Origin of the sequence: Bacteriovorax sp. BSW11_IV (assembly GCF_000447755.1) — a bacterium.
Lineage (GTDB): Bacteria > Bdellovibrionota > Bacteriovoracia > Bacteriovoracales > Bacteriovoracaceae > BSW11-IV.
In genome coordinates, this window is the sequence record NZ_AUNE01000036.1 from 82,514 (window position 1) to 99,659 (window position 17,146).

At 37.2% G+C, this 17,146-nt stretch carries 15 protein-coding genes; 7 read left to right on the top strand and 8 right to left on the bottom strand.

All coding sequences use genetic code 11. From position 1 onward, the window contains the following. Window positions 1-24: 24 nt before the first annotated feature. Both M899_RS09955 and M899_RS09960 read right to left on the bottom strand, forming a co-directional pair. The gene (locus M899_RS09955) at window positions 25-1,956 is read right to left on the bottom strand and encodes a fumarate reductase/succinate dehydrogenase flavoprotein subunit (protein WP_021271301.1); all 1,932 of its coding nucleotides are present in this window, start codon (window positions 1,954-1,956) and stop codon (window positions 25-27) included. Beyond that, a complete protein-coding gene (locus tag M899_RS09960; RefSeq protein WP_021271324.1) occupies window positions 1,956-2,630 on the bottom strand; it encodes a succinate dehydrogenase cytochrome b subunit in 675 nt (224 codons plus the stop codon). The genes M899_RS09955 and M899_RS09960 overlap by 1 nt, the downstream gene beginning before the upstream one ends. Before the next feature lie 249 nt (window positions 2,631-2,879). Between M899_RS09960 and rlmN the strand changes: the two genes are divergently transcribed. The 3 genes from rlmN (at window position 2,880) to M899_RS18220 (ending at window position 4,842) form a co-directional block, all read left to right on the top strand. Next, a complete protein-coding gene (gene rlmN, locus M899_RS09965) occupies window positions 2,880-3,914 on the top strand; it encodes a 23S rRNA (adenine(2503)-C(2))-methyltransferase RlmN (protein ID WP_021271294.1) in 1,035 nt (344 codons plus the stop codon). 113 nt (window positions 3,915-4,027) lie between these two features. Continuing rightward, a complete protein-coding gene (locus tag M899_RS09970) occupies window positions 4,028-4,435 on the top strand; it encodes a hypothetical protein (RefSeq protein ID WP_021271251.1) in 408 nt (135 codons plus the stop codon). An 11-nt stretch (window positions 4,436-4,446) separates the two neighbouring features. Continuing rightward, window positions 4,447-4,842, top strand: coding sequence for a thiol-disulfide oxidoreductase DCC family protein (locus tag M899_RS18220; RefSeq protein WP_081653790.1), 396 nt, complete (start codon window positions 4,447-4,449; stop codon window positions 4,840-4,842). On the opposite strand, the gene M899_RS09975 is transcribed toward M899_RS18220, so the two are convergent. Next, window positions 4,733-5,605, bottom strand: coding sequence for a sulfite exporter TauE/SafE family protein (locus M899_RS09975; RefSeq protein ID WP_021271291.1), 873 nt, complete (start codon window positions 5,603-5,605; stop codon window positions 4,733-4,735). The two genes, M899_RS18220 and M899_RS09975, sit on opposite strands and share 110 nt — an antisense overlap. 69 nt (window positions 5,606-5,674) lie before the next feature. Then, window positions 5,675-6,319 (bottom strand): Crp/Fnr family transcriptional regulator, encoded by a 645-nt coding sequence (locus M899_RS09980; RefSeq protein WP_021271290.1) that lies wholly within the window; start codon window positions 6,317-6,319, stop codon window positions 5,675-5,677. Window positions 6,320-6,437: 118 nt separating this feature from the next. Between M899_RS09980 and M899_RS09985 the strand changes: the two genes are divergently transcribed. The 3 genes from M899_RS09985 (at window position 6,438) to M899_RS09995 (ending at window position 10,852) form a co-directional block, all read left to right on the top strand. Further along, complete coding sequence (locus tag M899_RS09985; protein ID WP_021271350.1) at window positions 6,438-7,292, top strand: MBL fold metallo-hydrolase; 855 nt, start codon at window positions 6,438-6,440, stop codon at window positions 7,290-7,292. 168 nt (window positions 7,293-7,460) lie between these two features. Further along, window positions 7,461-9,623: an ATP-binding protein gene (locus M899_RS09990; RefSeq protein WP_021271342.1), complete on the top strand. Its 2,163-nt coding sequence runs from the start codon at window positions 7,461-7,463 to the stop codon at window positions 9,621-9,623. Beyond that, on the top strand, window positions 9,620-10,852 hold the full coding sequence (locus tag M899_RS09995; RefSeq protein WP_021271267.1) for an HD-GYP domain-containing protein: 1,233 nt from the start codon (window positions 9,620-9,622) through the stop codon (window positions 10,850-10,852). The genes M899_RS09990 and M899_RS09995 overlap by 4 nt, the downstream gene beginning before the upstream one ends. Before the next feature lie 26 nt (window positions 10,853-10,878). Here the strand turns inward: M899_RS09995 and M899_RS10000 are convergent, their stop codons facing one another. Together M899_RS10000 and M899_RS10005 are read right to left on the bottom strand one after the other, a co-directional pair. Beyond that, a complete protein-coding gene (locus tag M899_RS10000) occupies window positions 10,879-11,448 on the bottom strand; it encodes a YceI family protein (protein WP_021271338.1) in 570 nt (189 codons plus the stop codon). Window positions 11,449-11,456: 8 nt separating this feature from the next. Further along, the gene (locus M899_RS10005; RefSeq protein ID WP_021271354.1) at window positions 11,457-12,719 is read right to left on the bottom strand and encodes an alkaline phosphatase family protein; all 1,263 of its coding nucleotides are present in this window, start codon (window positions 12,717-12,719) and stop codon (window positions 11,457-11,459) included. 262 nt (window positions 12,720-12,981) lie between these two features. Between M899_RS10005 and M899_RS10010 the strand changes: the two genes are divergently transcribed. Further along, window positions 12,982-14,574: a sensor histidine kinase gene (locus M899_RS10010; protein ID WP_231370270.1), complete on the top strand. Its 1,593-nt coding sequence runs from the start codon at window positions 12,982-12,984 to the stop codon at window positions 14,572-14,574. A 19-nt stretch (window positions 14,575-14,593) separates the two neighbouring features. On the opposite strand, the gene M899_RS10015 is transcribed toward M899_RS10010, so the two are convergent. Both M899_RS10015 and M899_RS10020 read right to left on the bottom strand, forming a co-directional pair. Then, complete coding sequence (locus M899_RS10015; protein ID WP_021271275.1) at window positions 14,594-15,778, bottom strand: M20/M25/M40 family metallo-hydrolase; 1,185 nt, start codon at window positions 15,776-15,778, stop codon at window positions 14,594-14,596. Between the two features lie 108 nt (window positions 15,779-15,886). Then, the gene (locus tag M899_RS10020; RefSeq protein WP_021271264.1) at window positions 15,887-17,146 is read right to left on the bottom strand and encodes a radical SAM protein; all 1,260 of its coding nucleotides are present in this window, start codon (window positions 17,144-17,146) and stop codon (window positions 15,887-15,889) included.

Below are 17,146 nucleotides of genomic sequence, written 5' to 3' on the forward strand. Positions count from 1 at the left end.
ATCTGAACTCATTTATTGCTCCTATTACTTGTAAGATCTTTGAGTAAGTTTAACGTTGTCATACTTCAGCTCTTCAATGTTACGAGCGGGAGTTTGTTCGTCACCCTTATATTCCCAAGCCGCTACGTGAGTGTAGTTTTCATCGTCACGTTTCGCTTCGTTTTCTTCTGTCTGATATTCTTCTCTTAAGTGTCCACCGCAAGACTCATTTCTTGTTAGAGCGTCTCTTGCCATTAGTTCACCTAGTTCTAAGAAGTCAGCAACTCTGTTTGCTTTTTCAAGCTCAAGGTTGATACCTTCTGCAGTACCTGTAACCTTAACATCTTGCCAGAATTCTTTTCTTAGTTTTTGAATTTCAGAAATAGCAGTTTCTAGACCTTCCTTAGTTCTTGCCATACCAACGTGTTCCCACATGATATTTCCAAGTTCTCTGTGGAATGTATCTACAGATCTCTTACCGTTGATACTTAGAAGCTTTGAGAATCTGTCTTTAGATTCTTTCATTGCTTTATCAAATTCTGGGTGATCTGCACTTACTTTCTTATTGATTAGACCTTCACCAGCTAGGTAATTTCCTAGAGTGTATGGAATAACAAAGTAACCATCAGCTAGACCTTGCATTAGAGCAGAAGCTCCAAGGCGGTTGGCACCGTGGTCAGAGAAGTTTGCTTCACCAAGAGCGAAACAACCAGGAATAGTTGTTTGTAGGTTGTAATCTACCCATAGACCACCCATTGTATAGTGAACAGCTGGGTAAATTCTCATTGGAACTTCGTATGGGTTCTCGTCAGTAATTCTCTCGTACATATCGAAAAGGTTACCGTACTTAGCTTTGATTGTTTCTAGACCGTCACGCTTAATAGCATCAGCAAAGTCTAGATATACAGCTACACCAGTTGATCCAACACCTTGACCAGCATCAACAGCTAGTTTTGCGTTTCTTGCAGCAACGTCTCTTGGAACAAGGTTACCAAAAGAAGGGTATTTTCTCTCTAGGTAGTAATCTCTCTCGCTTTCAGGAATTTCATTTGGCTTACGCTTGTCACCTGGAGCTTTTGGAACCCAAACACGGCCATCGTTTCTTAGTGACTCTGACATAAGAGTAAGTTTCGACTGGTTTGTTCCGTGAACAGGGATACATGTTGGGTGAATTTGCGTGAAACAAGGGTTCGCAAACATTGCCCCTTTCTTATAAGCTTTCCAAGCCGCTGAACCGTTAGAGGCCATTGCGTTTGAAGAAAGGAAGTAAGCGTTACCGTAACCACCAGTACAAAGAAGAACAGCATCAGCAGCGAATTTTTCGAATTCACCAGTGATAAGGTTTCTTGTAATAATACCGCGGGCCATACCGTCAACGATAACAAGTTCAACCATTTCTCTTCTTGTATAAACTTGAACTTTACCTTTACCAACTTCTTTCATCATTGATTGGTAAGCTCCAAGAAGAAGCTGTTGACCTGTTTGTCCTCTCGCATAGAAAGTACGTGAAACTTGCGCTCCACCGAATGATCTGTTTGAAAGAGTTCCACCGTACTCACGAGCAAAAGGAACACCTTGAGCAGCACACTGATCGATGATGCTATTTGCAACTTCAGCAAGACGGTAAACGTTTGCTTCTCTTGCACGGTAGTCTCCACCTTTTACTGTATCGTAGAAAAGTCTCCATACTGAGTCACCATCGTTTGGATAGTTTTTCGCAGCATTGATACCACCTTGGGCAGCAATTGAGTGAGCTCTTCTTCCTGAATCTTGAATACAGAAAGTTTTAACATTGTAACCAAGCTCTGCAAGAGTTGCAGAAGCAGAAGCTCCAGCAAGACCTGTACCGACTACGATAACGTTGTACTTACGCTTGTTCGCAGGGTTTACAAGTTTCATATTGAATTTATGGTTCGTCCATTTTTCTCTTAGTGGACCTTCAGGAACTTTACCATCAAGTTTCTTAATATCAGTCATTATTTACCCCCTAGAAGGTAGCAGTAGATTGGAAGAGCAATGTATCCAAGAGCGATCACTACTGCGAATAGTTTTGAAATAAGTTTTAAACCACAGTTGTATTTTGGATGGCTGAAACCAAGTGATTGGAATGCTGACCAGAAACCATGACTTACGTGAATACCTAGGGCAATCATCGCAATTACGTACCAAAGAACGTTAAGCGGTGATTGGAAATAAAGAACTACAGTTTTGTGTAGATCTCTTACTTCGATACCGTCAATTTGAGTCATGTAAACAGGACCAAATTTAAAGTTGATTAAGTGGATGATAAGGAAAACTAGGATTAGCATCCCTGTATAAGGCATTGTTGAAGAAGCGAAAGTTGCTCCTCTGCCTGTCTTTTGCTTCATGTAGTACTGAACTGGACGAGCTTTCTTATTTTCTACCGTCAACTTGATCGCAAGACCAATATGCGTGAAGAAAATCGCAGCAAGAATTGCCTCAGCAACATAAATAAGTTTGTTACTCGTTAGCGCATGAGCGTAAGTGTTAAACGCGTCTGAACCAACATAAATTAGACAGTTCCCAATTAAGTGAGAGACGAGAAACCCACAAAGCAGGAGTCCTGTCACGGCCATCACCTGTTTTTTTACAACAGATGCTTTTAAATACGTGCACAGTTTTGATGCCATAGGAAATTTACCCCTTTTAGACAGTATGTAGTTTAAAAAAATGTGATTTGAAATCACCTGTAGTTTAACTCATTGAAAAGGAATAGTTAACCGTTTTTCTTTGAGACATAAAAAACTTTTTTGAAGTGGTGCGCAATGTTTACGATCAAGAAAATTCATTGCTGCGTTAGATGATTTCTATCATGGGAATTCGTGGCCTAAACGCGTTAATCTTGATAAGAGCTGTTAGTCATTTCACGAGAATTAAACATGAGTTCATTTTACGAGTTAAGCTATAACGAGCTTAAAGACATTATTACTGCCAATGGCCTATCCGCTCGCGGGGCCAATGTTCTTTATAATTGGCATTATAAAAAGAAAAACTTTGAACCTTGTGTTGAAGATTTGTCTAAAGGGACAAAAGAGCTTGTTTATGGCGCAATGTCATTTGGCCTACCTCGAATTTCGCATATTCAAAAGGCATCAGATTTAACAGTAAAGTTTTTATTTGAACTGGAAGATGGCAGTAAAGTCGAGACTGTTCTTATTCCTTTTAACCGAAAATACAGCGTGTGCCTTTCCACTCAAGTGGGATGTGCTATGAAGTGTTCGTTTTGTTTCACTGGCATGCAAGGCCTTAAGAGAAATTTAAAAGTTCACGAAATTATTGGTCAGCTGATGATGGTCCATAAGTGGTTAGGTGAGAATAGACCTGGACCCGATGCCCGAATTCTAAATGTTGTTTTTATGGGACAAGGTGAACCACTTCATAATTTTGATGCTGTTAAAAAGGCCTGTGATATTCTCATCGCTCAAGAGGGCGCCTCAATGGCCGCGCAAAGAATAACTGTATCAACTTCAGGCTATTTGCCAGGACTTATGCGCTGGAAAGATGAGATGCCAGGTGTGAATCTTGCTCTATCGCTTCATTCGCCATTTGATGAAATTAGAAATGAACTCATTCCTATTAATCAGCGCTATCCTCTAAAAGAAGTACTCAAATTTATCGATGATATTCCTCTTCATCGCAAACAATTTGTTACTTACGAGTATTTATTAATTAAAAATTTAAATGACTCCGAAGAAGACGCCAAAGCTCTTGCAGAGCTTTTAAAAGATAAAAGGGCCATTATCAATTTGATTCCTTTTAATCCCGTTCCAGGGAGCCATTATCAAAGACCTGAACTCTCTACTGTTAGGGCCTTTGAAGAAGTTTTAGTGAGTTATAAGATTCCTACGATGGTTCGCGTGACAAAGGGTGATGATATCTTGGCCGCCTGTGGCCAGCTGAACACAAATAGCTAGACCCTCACACTTTCATATAAAAATTGTATAGATAGTATTGTTTTTCTAAGCTTTACCGCATAGATCTATTTACATATAAAGCCCACACGAACTGATTAAAAAAGGGATCTAATATGAAATCAATTATTCTACTTATGGCACTGACTTTAAATACTTCAATCTTTGCTGCCGATTTTTTAACTCGCGCTCAAAATAATAAAATCCTGCTAGAAATCGATAATATCTGTGGTGATACATGGTGCGAAGGGGATTTTAACTTTAACTTCCCTGAACTTACTTGTGATGATGTCACGGCAACTTGTACTCTTTCAGTTTATTTGTTTGACGGTTATAATGACACTGATGGTGATCCAGAATACTTTATGGGTAAATGTGAGTTCACTGGAATAACAAGTTATGAGCAGATGATTGAACAAGGGCCGAGATGGTCTCACTTGAATCAAGAATTTTATGAAAATATCACAGACTGTATTACTGAACTTGAAGATGAAGCACGACCTGTGATTTTTCCAAACGAATAAATAGGATAAATATGGCAAAGACGATAATCGTATATTTCGATGGAGATTGCGCTCTTTGCCACTTCTTTGTAGGCTTTGTTCTAAAGCGTGATCGTAAAAGATTGTTCAGATATACTTCTTTGCAGGGCAATTATGCTAAAGATCATTTAGTAAGTGCCCTGAGAGAAAGTTTTGATAGTGTCGTTGTAACTGTTGATGACACTTTCTATATAAAGTCCAAGGCCGTTTTCTTTATTTTCTCTCTTCTTTCTTTTCCATGGCCTGTTCTTTCACTGTGCCGTTTTCTTCCACGCTTTATTACAGATTGGTGTTACGATCTTGTGGCAGTGAATAGAAAGAAATTCTTTCCTGGTAAGAGTGTTTGTCCCATGCCAAAACCTTCTGAACGTCAGCTTTTCTTGGATTGAATTCACTTACAAGTTTGTCTTTATTTTTGTAGAGGATGAAAAATCCCATAATAATAAGAAAGACAGCGAAAACTTTTTTCAATTTAGCACTTGATATGTAAGAGCTTAAATGGCCGCCAATTAGCGATCCTATAACGGTAACTGTTGTGAAGATAGACAGGAACATCCATGGAATTTCAATGGTGCCAATATAGCCAACAAAGCCGCTAAATGAGTTAAAGGCAATAATGAGTAGACTCGTTCCCACGGCCACTTTCATGGAGACTCCCGTTAGTAGTACCAGGGCAGGAACAATGAGAAAACCTCCACCAACGCCAACTATACCAGTGATAATTCCTACGATAAAGGCCTGGATAAGAATGAGGGTTTTTTTAATTTCTTTTGTTTCATTTTCATCTTCTTTCTCATTTGTCTTTTGACCTTTAAACATAAAAATTGCGGCCAATAGCATAATGATGGCAAAGAGAATAAGCTGAGTGCTGCCATCCATTAGTTTTGAGAGTCTTGCCCCTAAAAAGGCCCCGAGCATGGCCATGGGAGCAAAGATAAAAGCTATTTTGAAATTTACATTTTTTTTACGAGCATGTCCAAGGGCCGAGATTAGTGCAGTCACCCCAACTATAACTAAGCTTAGAGCAATTGAGGATTTTGCTGGCATCTCTAGAACATAGACGAGGATAGGCACTGTGAGGATTGAGCCTCCGCCACCTAGAAGTCCAAGACTGATACCGATAAATAATGCTAAAAAATATCCAATAGTCATAATAATCTCCCCGTCATTCTAACTATAATGACATAGAGAAAGTTGTGAGTGTTATGATCTTAATCAAACTTAATCGTTAAAGGCCTCAGATTCCAATAAGGCAACGGGGTCTTTAATATGGATGGCCCTACCTTCTTTATAGATATGGCCCTCTTGTTCGAGCTGGCCAAGCACACGCGAAACTGTCTCGGTCTTAGCTCCAGAGAACTCACCAATTTCTCTGCGCGTCCATTGATAGTCTGGGTAGCGATTCTTTAGAAAAATAAGGGCCTCTATAATGCGGCCATAGACTTTTTTTCCACTCATATCTTTTAGACGTAGCTCTGATCGTCTAAGTTCTTTTGCTAAAATTTTTGCAATTAACACTGCGGCCTTGGGGTGAGTGTTGATTGTAAGATAGAAAATTTCTTTGGGCACCATCAGCACTTTTGTTTTACAAAGAGTGTGGGCGCTGGCGTGATAATGCTCTTCACTGATGAGAGATCTATGACCAAAGATAAAGCCTTTACCAAAGACCCTAAGGAGGGCCTCTTGGCCGTTAATACTTAGACTTGTCAAAGAAACGAGTCCTTCATCTATAAAAAAAAGATGGTGGGGAGTATCTCCCTCATCGTAAATTTTCTCTGCGCTATTAAATTCCTTGTGAGAAATTTCTTGCGGGTACTCTTTTTTAATAATAGAGATCAGGTCTTCGCCATAATTATGTAATTTCATACTATTATTGTGCCCTTTTCGATTCTTTAATTCAACAAGAATGAAAGGCAACTTTGACGAAGATCATTTTACGTTTTGATTTTTTTTGTCATAATCAATCTCAACTATGGAGGATTGTATGAAAATTGAAGCCCTGTTTGATGAAAGTACATATACGATGACATATATCGTTTTTGATGAGGCCACAAAAGATGCTGTGGTTATTGATCCTGTTCTTGATTACGATTCTTTTTCGGGAAAATTAAATCATAACAGTTACCACAAGGTGCTAGAGTATATTAACGCTCATAAGTTAAATGTTCACTTCGTTCTTGAAACTCATGCGCACGCTGACCACTTGAGTTCTTCACAATTATTTAAGAAGGACTTTCCTGGTGTAAAAATTGGAATCGGGAAGAATATTACTCAAGTTCAAGAAACCTTTAAAGAGATTTTTAACCTTGAAGATTTAAAGGTTGATGGTTCTCAATTTGACTCTCTATTTGCCGATGGTGAAGAGTTTAATGCTGGAGTCTTGAAATTTAAGGTTTTCAATACACCTGGTCACACTCCTGCATGCGTGAGCTATTACATCAATGATTCTCTTTTTGTTGGTGACGCTATTTTCATGCCTGATTATGGAACAGGTCGTTGTGACTTTCCAAAAGGTGATGCAAAAGCTCTCTATAACTCTGTTCATAATATTATTTATTCTCTTCCTAAAGAGACTAAGATTTATGTTGGTCATGATTATATGCCAGGTGGCCGTCCTCTTGAATATAAGACAACGGTACAAGCTTCAATGGATGCCAATATTCAATTAAAGGGTGGTACTTCAGAGGCAGACTTTATTAAGTTCAGAACAACTCGTGATGCGACATTACAAGCTCCTCGATTGTTGTTGCCTAGTATTCAAGTCAATATCAATGCAGGTGAGTTACCTGAAAAAGAGAATAATGGTATTCGCTATCTCAAGTTACCAATAGTTGAGTAAATATTCTAAAAAGAGCGTTGGCCAACTTTAGGGTCAACGCTATTACCTATATCTTAAAGTTCCTTTGAATTTCAAATTCTAAATACCTGATTGTTTCGTGTCGTTTGGCCTAAGTATTTCTTATTTTGTTTTTTATCCATGAAGTGAGTAAATTTAAAGGATAACATTATGATGAGAAATATTATTCACTTTCTATCCATTGTCCTTTTTTATTTTACCCTAGGAAGACTTGGGCACGTTTTTATTTTGAGTGAATATAAGCTCTCTTTGTTACTACCAGCGATGGCCTTTGCTATTGTCATTGGTAAAGAAAGAAGGGTTTCTGACTTTGTCGCTATTTTCACCGGTGGGGTGGCGTTAGAAATTTATAACTTTCATGACTTTGGTCGTGGCCTTGCCAATCCTTTGATCATTCTTGTCTGTGCTTTGGCGCGCATGCTACCACCACTAGCGATCAGCTATATTTTCGACAATAGAAATAAGGCGTATTTTTATAATTCCTGGGAGAAGTTTTGCTCATTTTTTTGTGTCTCTCTTATCTCCAGTGCTGTGACATCTTTTCTTATCTTCTTTAGTTATGATCATTTCATAGGGGGTGGGGAGTTTTATATTGGAACTTCTCTTAGCTTTTTTTGTGCGACATTTTTGAGTGTTGTTCATTTGGCCCCCTTATTTCTTTATATTTGGCATAAGAAAAATCACTTTTATTCAAAACAACACTTTGGACCACTTGAATTGGTATTTATATCAATGCTATTCATCCTCTCCTTTATATTTACGGGAGGTCATAGTATTTTTGCCATTCATGGCGATCTATTCTTTCTCGTTTGTATACAGGCCTTCTTTTTTCTTTTTACATTTGTTTCAAGTTATTTCTTTTTCCGCTTTCTTTTATCTTTTGATCTTAAAAGTAAGGACTATCGTCACTTGGCCATAAATATTCTCTCTCAAATGTTACTCACTTCCTTCTATGTGAGTTTCTATTTGTTTGACTTCAAGACGGGGACCACGGTTCACAACGAAAAGATCTCATTGATTTCAATTTTTCTTCTTTTTATGGGGCTGAGTGCCGCAACATGTGTAAGCTTTTTATTTTATATTTATGAAAACGCCAGATTATCATTATTAGATTTTGATAAGATTAAAAAGAATACCAATGATCTTCTTATTTCAAAGAGTGTATTCCTCTCAAATATGGGTTTAGAAATACGAAATCCTATGAATGGAATTCTTGGTATGATTGAAGTTTTGGAAGAGGGAAGTTTAAATAATGATCAAAAAAGTATCGTCTCTGCCATTAAAACATCATCTCTATCTTTACTGTCTACAGTAAATGATATCTTAGATTTTTCTCGTGTTGAGACTGATAGTTTTAAAATTGAACACAAAAATTTTATCATGAAAAATATTTTAGGAGCGCTCCTTACATATTTTAATGATCACACTCAAGATAAGAATCTCACGCTTAAAATCGAACTGGATGAAAGATTACCGCGTGTTCTTAAAGGTGACGGAGATAAAATTAGACAAATCTTGAAGAACCTTCTCGATAATTCAATAAAGTTTTCCAACTTTGGCGATGTTTTCATGGGGATTACACTGAAGGATGTCGATCTTTCAAATAATGCTTATCTTTTAGAATTTAAAATTTCTGATCAAGGTATAGGAATTCCTAAAAGTAGGCTGCAAAATATTTTTAAACCTTTCAATGCCCAACAATTTGATAATATGAAATCCCATCACAATCATGGTGCTGGACTTGGCCTTGTTGTCTGTCAGAAAATTGTTAAATATATGGGAGGGGATATTTCTGTTGAGAGTGAAATTGGTCGAGGTACAACATTTAAAGTTACTCTTGAATTAGAAAAAGGAGATTTGGATTTAGAGCAAACCCATAATCAAGATTTTGATATTAGTGAGTTTTCAGAAAATTACCCGGCCGACATTCTAGTCGTTGAGGATAATCCTATAAATAGGGATGTGATTGTTCGCTTCCTTGAGCGCCTAGGTTATGAACCTGAGGTTGCACAAAATGGTAAAGAGGCCTGTGAGGCCTTTCGCTACAAAAGCTATGATCTAGTATTAATGGATCTTCAAATGCCCATTTTGGACGGTATGGAGGCCTCGAAAATCATATTAAAAGAGAGTAAAGGTAGTAAAAAACCTATAATAATTGCTCTCACTGCAAACGTTTATCAAAAAGATAAAGAGAGTTGCTTTGCTATTGGAATGTCTGATTTTCTTCTAAAGCCAGTTGATCGAATAAGTCTACAAAAGACATTGGAAAAGCATTTGATAATCAGGCAAATGGAAAAAGGTAATTTTAAATGAGATTGTTATTTGTTGATGAACTGAAAGTTTTGTCTGATGTGGATGTCCTTCTTATTGAAGGGGTAATGGATGCTGATATTTCCTATGAGAATTTAAATCAACTCGTAGATAATTTCAATCCAAGCAAAGATGAATTGGCCGTTATTGTTAGTTCTTCGGATCCAGAGCCAAATAAAATTATCAAACAAATTGAAAATGAAAAAATTCCCTTTGTGAATTTGAATCTCATTAAGAATATAGATGTGGATAGTGTTTCCGTGGCCATACAGGAAAGATTGGGGCTCAATGCGATTAATCATCCCTATCCAAAACTAAATTATGAGTCCACTCTTCTCACAAACGGACGTTTTGATATCTACCTTAGACTCTCAGAAAGTAAGTATGTCAAAATTTATGAGGCCAACAGTATTGGCCTTGAGCAAATTATTGAACAATACACAATTAAAGGTGTGCGTAATTTCTATCTAAATGAGGATGATTTCTTTTTCTACCTTGATTCGTTAAAAGTACGTTTTTTAAATAAGTCAGAAGACCCCCATGAAAACCAATCGCTTCAAATTTCTTTAGTCGAGGCCATTCAAGAAAAAGTAAAGGCCCTTGGTGTTAGTCAAGATATCGTGTCCGAAGTTAATTTGGTAACGAATAGGCTTTTTGATGAAATAGAAAATAGTGGTCGCATCGTTTATGAAAAGATCCAACATCTAAAGGAATCTCGACATTTCTATGAACACTGTCTTTTGATTACTTATCTTGCTCCAGCAATTGCCAGAGAGCTTGGCTTTTTCTCTCGTGGCATTGTTGAAAAAATTGTTTATGCTGCAATTTTTCATGATATTGCTTTTAATGAGGATGATCATCATCTTGCTAAGTATTTCGATGAAAAAGAGATTACTACTTTACGTTGGCAAGACATAAAAAAAATAAAGAATCATCCTTTCGAAGCACAGGGGATTGTATCTAGTCTAAAGTTTACTCCTCCTGATGTTGAAATGATTATTCTTGGCCACCACGAAAGACCAGATGGCACAGGTTTTCCTAAAGGACTTAGAGGAGATCAAGTTCCGCTTATTGCTTGTTTATTTATCGTAGTAGAGGATTTTGTTTCAAAGTATTACACATCAAATAAAGGTGAATTTGCACTTGAACAATGTCTAGAAATGATTAGACCAGTTTATAATGTCGGAAATTTTAAAAAGATATTCTCTGGATTAGAGTCTTTGTTGAAATAAAAAGGGTCATTTCTGACCCTCTTTTTTTAGTTACATTTTACGCTTTCAGTATTTGCAACAAGCTGAATGTTTACATCATTCCATGTTTTACCTTCATGTAGTGCAAAACAAGCTTTGTTAAGTTTTTTCAATTGATCGTTAAGAGCAAAATCGAATACATCGATAGTTCCGTTAGCAACAATCTTGTTGTCTTCAAGAGCGTATTTCATTGGAACTTCAATTGTTTTACCATTTAAAGTAATAGCAACATTAACTTTCTTGTCAGTTACCTTTAAAACCTTTCCTGTGATTTTTCCTGGGTTTTTGAAAAGTGAGAAAAAGTTTTTATTGATATTTGCATCTCTAGCAGCATCTTTTGTTGAAGAAGTATTTGTATCAATAGTGAAAGTTGCAGTGCTCATCAGGTCTTGAGCATTTTTTGCTGTTGTGGCCACGATCGAAGTATTTGTAAATGTACCATTTACTCCTGCCTTAGCTGGTGTTTTAAAAGCTGTCCAAGTTACTTGGGGAACATCTTTAGTTAGAGCAACACAGTCTGCCGCCATCGAAGATAGAGATAGTGTTGTTAGGGCAATAGCTGCCATCATTTTTTTCATAAATTCTCCTATTTTTTTACTATTGGTAATAAGTGACGAATTGTTCCATCATTTTGTTCTTTTACTTCTATATCTAAGATTTGTGCCATAAAATTGTAAATGCTAGTATTGTCAATTGTTGGTAAAGTCTTAGGCACTATATTTGGACCTTTTGCGTAAAAAATGCCGTGCATATCTTTTTTATTATTGTCGTAACCATGATTTCCTTCACTTATACTATTAGACTTTTGACCAATAAATTTTCCAAGTTCTGTCATAATTAAAACATCACCAATGCGTGGATTCTTGTTTAATTTGAATTGTGACGGAATATCTTCTCTTGAAAAGGCCCTGGCCTTAATTCGTTTACTGTTAAGAATGTGAACTAGTTTTGAGATAAGTTTTTTCTTATTTTTTTCATCGCCTTTGAAATAGCTGTGGATAATTGGTCCCATGCCAATAAAAGTAAAATTCTCTTTAAGTTCAGGATAGTCTTCAGCGTATATGTCTTCAAGGTAATAGGGAGAATGTTTGTCTACCGCTGTCATTCCATGATCAGAGACGATGATAATATTTAATGGCAGATCCATTTTCTCAAGTTCGGTAAAAAGCTTGCCCAAACTATTATCGACTTTTTGAACGGCCTGTCGTGTTTCGGGTGATACTGGGCCATACTTATGTCCTGCAGAATCTACATCGTGAAAGTAGAGAGTGAGAAAATGGGGGCGTTTGTTTTCTGGTAATTTAAGCCAATTGATAATTCCTTCAATCTTTTCTGTATGAGTGGTCTCCATACTAAAAGTTTTCCAAAAAGTTGGGTACATATCATTAATTTTTGCTTCCGAGCCAGGCCAAAAAAAGCTCGCACTATTCATACCGTTTTGCTGTGTTAAATTCCAAAAAGGAGTACCACCATAGAATTTGGGATTTTTAACCATTTCTCTATTTGAGAGTTTGTATTCCATTTTCATTTCTGGTTCATAGAAATGATTTGCCACGATTCCGTGGTTGTCTGGCACAAGACCAGTGACAATCGAGTAGTGATTAGGAAATGTTTTTGAAGGAAAACTCGGTTTAAGAGACTTGGCCTTTGCGGCACCAATAAGAAATTTTTTTAAATTTTCAGCATCGTACATATCTGTGTAATCGTGGCGGTATCCATCGATGGAGATAAGAAGAATATAGGGTGATTTTAGTCTGGTTTGATCATTTTCCCTGTTCGATTCTTGTTCGTTTTGAGTGTGAGAACATGACAATAAAAAGATAAGGCCAATAAGCAGTATTGATTTCATTAAAACATCCTTGTCGCAATACGAACATTATAGGTCAAAAGTGTCGCATTTCAACTTATGAATTTATAAGGCCTAGCACTCTAAGTTATTTCGATATGATGCTTTTTTCTAACATTAGAAAAATTGCGTATAATTTGAGTTTGTCTTCATATTCTCTCTATTAAAATACTGTAAAAGGATATGTATGTTCAAATCTTCTACGATCTCAGGTCGACTCTTTCTTCTTAGTGCGCTCCCGGCCTTAGGGGGCATTTTAATTGTTATGATGGTGCTTATACTTAGTGAGGGATGGTCTTTGCGAGAAGGAGCTGTTGTCGCGCAATCACGTTCCTTAGAGGAGGCCTTCCAGCGCACTCGCATCGCTTTTTCCCGACTAGCTAATGGTCTTAATAGTGATATGGGATTATTTCTTGGTCAAAAGTCTTTGAACTATGAAAATTATTCTAAAAGTCGAACAGACTTTTCTTTGCAATTGAATAGTTTCAATAAAGAGAGGAATAAGGAGTACTTCGAAAGAATAAATGATCATAACAAAAAGTATGAGCAACATATTGATGATTTTATACTTATTCAAATGAGTTTAGGTCGTATGGATCGAGGCCTTTCTGGCAGAGTTAATAATTTGATCAATGGGATGGAAGAAAATCAAAATATCGTGCAGTATCGATTCGATTTGGTGATGTTACGTGATCATTTTGACATGCTGATTCAAGGGGATCGTAAAGGAAGTTTACTCATTAATAATTATCTAAAAAAAATAGAGGGAACAAAAAGTATCTACTTGGACGAGGTGATAAGTAAAATTGAAACACTTCAAAATGAAATTCTCTCCCAAGTCGATAAACTCGAATTAATAAAAAAAGAAATTAGTCAGAATGAAATAAACCTTCAAATTACTATTGAGCAGTTGTATGACTTTATTGAAGGCAATTATACTAAAAATATTTTTTTCATGAAGCTATTGATAGGCAGCAGTTTACTGCTCGCGTTTTTTGTCTCTGTTGTATTTGGTCAGTTCATAGCACGCTCAATTTTAAAACCAATTGATATTGTTGTAGATCATCTTGAATCGCCAGAAAGGGTTTCAATTAAAGATCATGACTTCTCGGCCTATGAAGAAATTGAGAAGTTGGCCCTAGGAATTAATCGTTATGAAGAAAAAATAGCATATCAACAAAGAAAGATTGAAATGGAGTCTCGTTTTTTAACCCTTGGACAAATTTCATCTGGTCTATCGCATGAACTTAAAAACCCTCTTGCGATTATTAGAGGAAGAGCACAATATTTAGAAAAATATAAACTTCAATTAGACAGTAAAGCTGTCGGTGAATCAATTACCTCCATTTATGAACAAGTTGATCGCATCAACTCAACTCTTATGGGTATTAAGAATATTATCCTAGGCCATAAGATAGAGCAGTATCAGGATTTTAACTTTAATAGTATTTTTACCCATATCCGTTTACTCTTAACTAAAAAACTTGAAGAAGATGGAATTGAGCTTAATGTTTCAACTGATTCACATCAAATAGACTTTTATGGCCATGAGATCCTCCTTTCTGAGGCCATTTACAGTCTCATTAATCAATCGCGCAAAGAAACACGTGGTCTAGAACATTCAAAGATTATTGATGTGAAAATTAAAACCAATTATAAAAAAATCTATGTTGTTATTGATGATTCGGCCAATAATGCGAATAGAAATCCTGTGAGTACATTTCAAAAAGGTGGTTTGCCATTAGAGGTTTGTAAGAAAGTTATTCGAGAGCATGGGGGATTGTTGTGGATGAAGCAGGATAAAAAATATGGTCGATTTACGTTACAATTTCCAAAAAAAATTCCCGCTGCCCTTTAGGCCCGCGGGAATTTCATCATTACTTAGATAATTCTAAAGTATAGGCGATAGCAAGTTTTGCAAATTTCTCTGCGTGTGCTGCTGTTCCACCCATAGTTTCAAGAGTGTCTTTATTTGTATGAATTCTGTGGTTCATATCATTTTTCTTAGCTTCAAATGGGATTGAAGCAGGGAAGCCTTGAAGGTGCCATGAAGCGTGATCTGAACACCCGTATCCACACTTATCGTATCCCCATTTAAGGCCTGGAAGGTAAGTATCAATTAACGAGCCAACGAAAGCATTTTGCTCATTATTTGTATAATCTTGCATTAGTGCGATATCCCAGTCACTTCCTTTGAAGTTTGTCATATCAAGTTGCAGAACTCCGGCCACGGTGATGCCGTCATCTTTATACTTTTTAGCAATTTCTTTAGAACCAAGAAGACCAACTTCTTCTGCTGCATAGGCCATAAATGCTAACGTTTTCTTAGGTCTGTAGTTAGATTCCATAAGAACACGGATTACTTCAGTGATTGTAGCAATACCAGAGGCATTATCGTCAGCACCTGGAGCATGGGCCCCGCCACGATTCCAAAAACCCGCGATACTATCAGCGTGTCCACCGATAATAATTGTTTCAGGTGATTCGCCTTCAATTTTTAGGATAACAGATGGTTGAGGCCAGCTCGTGTGATTAAAAAGAGAAACCTTGGCATCACTTCTGTGCGCCACTAATTTCTTCCACTCATCTGCAATCCAGTTACTTGATTCAACACCAGTTGTACTTTTGTAGTAACGATTGTGGTAAGAAGAAAGTTTAATAATTGTTGAGCGGATATTGATTTCACTCGTTTGGGCCATGGCCTTCTTTACAGAATCTTCCTCAGTAAGGGAGTAGTCTTGAAAAGAGAGCATACTTTTTTCATTATCGTTGTGAAGATCGAAATCTCCGAGGGCCTCTGTTAAAGTTTCATAGCTAAAGAAACCACCACAACGGTGAAATTTCTCATGGGCCATGACTGAGGCCTGAATTTTATCTGACTTTTCAACTTCTAGTAATGAGAAGTTCTTTGATTCTTTAATGATTTTTGCTTCAGGGTTTGCCTTGATAAGTTCACTTGCGAGGTCGTTTCCTACAGTGATGTAATGAGGCGCTGCATTTGCGATAGCTAACGTTAGCGGTGCAAGAGCAAGAGATAGACTGACGTTTTTTAAAATGTTCATACAAACCTTCCATGGTTGTTTTTAGAGCGCTTAAGATATTCTCTATTGTGGCATGCACGATTGTGAACTGAAATCTAAAAAAACAAAAATGTTCTTACTTTTCAAATGTTAGAAATAGGAAATTTCAAGACTGTGACAAATGTATTTGCTAAAGTGCTTTCCAGCGTTTGAAACGCGAAGAGTCCCATCATTACTGATTAGGCCTTCTGCGACAAAGCTCGAAAGGGCCTGTGAGAAGGTCTTGTCGAGGGTGTCAGTATTAAAAAAAATCTGTAATAAAGACTCAAATTGCTGCTCTCTTTCGCTTTGACGATGAGTGGCAATTAGGGCGTTATTTCCCATTTCCATTTTGGCCTGGAAGCGCTCGAATAGGGGATCGTTTTGAAAGAGGACGCCATTTACTTTCGAAATTGACGATGGGCCAAGCCCTAGAAGGGCAGAGGCCTTGTAAGGCATTGTTCCCATCATTGTTCTTGAAAGCTCACCTTCATTTCTTTTTGCCATGTAATAAGAATTGTCTCTTGTGAAAAGGCCAAAGTGAATATTGGTGAAGTTGTGTTCTTCTAAATATTGACTGGCATGGGCCAAAACATCGTTAAGCTCTTTAGGGCCAAGAGGCTCATAGGGACCAAATGATTTTTGCACACTTTCATTCCATGGCACGGGGGCCAATGGGTAGAGTTGAACACTTGATAAAAGATCGCTGGTATAAATTTCAAGTGCGTGTTTCAACGATTCAACACTCTGAAAAGGCAAACCATAGATAAACTCACCCGTAATATCTTTGGGATTAAGTTCTTTTAAGGCCTTTATATTTGTTATAATTCTCTTCTTATCGCCTGTACGATTTACCACACTTAATACTTTCTCATCAATTTCTTGAATTCCAATGATGAAGCGCTCGCATTGGTAGTTCTTTAAAAATTGAATTAAAGACTCCGTAATTGATCTTGGGTCTAGTTCAATAGAAAGGGGGTTGTTTTGTCTTATATGAAGCTCTGAAAATATTTTTTCCAGTTCGCTGACAGGTAGGTAGTTTGGCGTACCACCACCGAGGTAAACTCTATTTACCTTTAGTTCTGGATTGATATTTTTGTAATACTTCCATTGGGAGACAATGGCCTTTGTGTAATTTTCAAAGTCGTTGGGGTTTGTTGTGATTTTTATATTACAACCACAAAATGTGCACAGTTCTTTGCAAAAAGGCATATGGAGATAAATATCAACAGAGCTTAGTCGTTTTATTTCCTTTTCAATATCATCTATGCTGGCATTATTAAGCCAAGAGCTGCGGCGCGGGTAGTATGTGTACCTTCCGCCCGGAGCATGAAATTGTAAAAGTTTGTCACTAAGCTCTTGTGGTGTCAT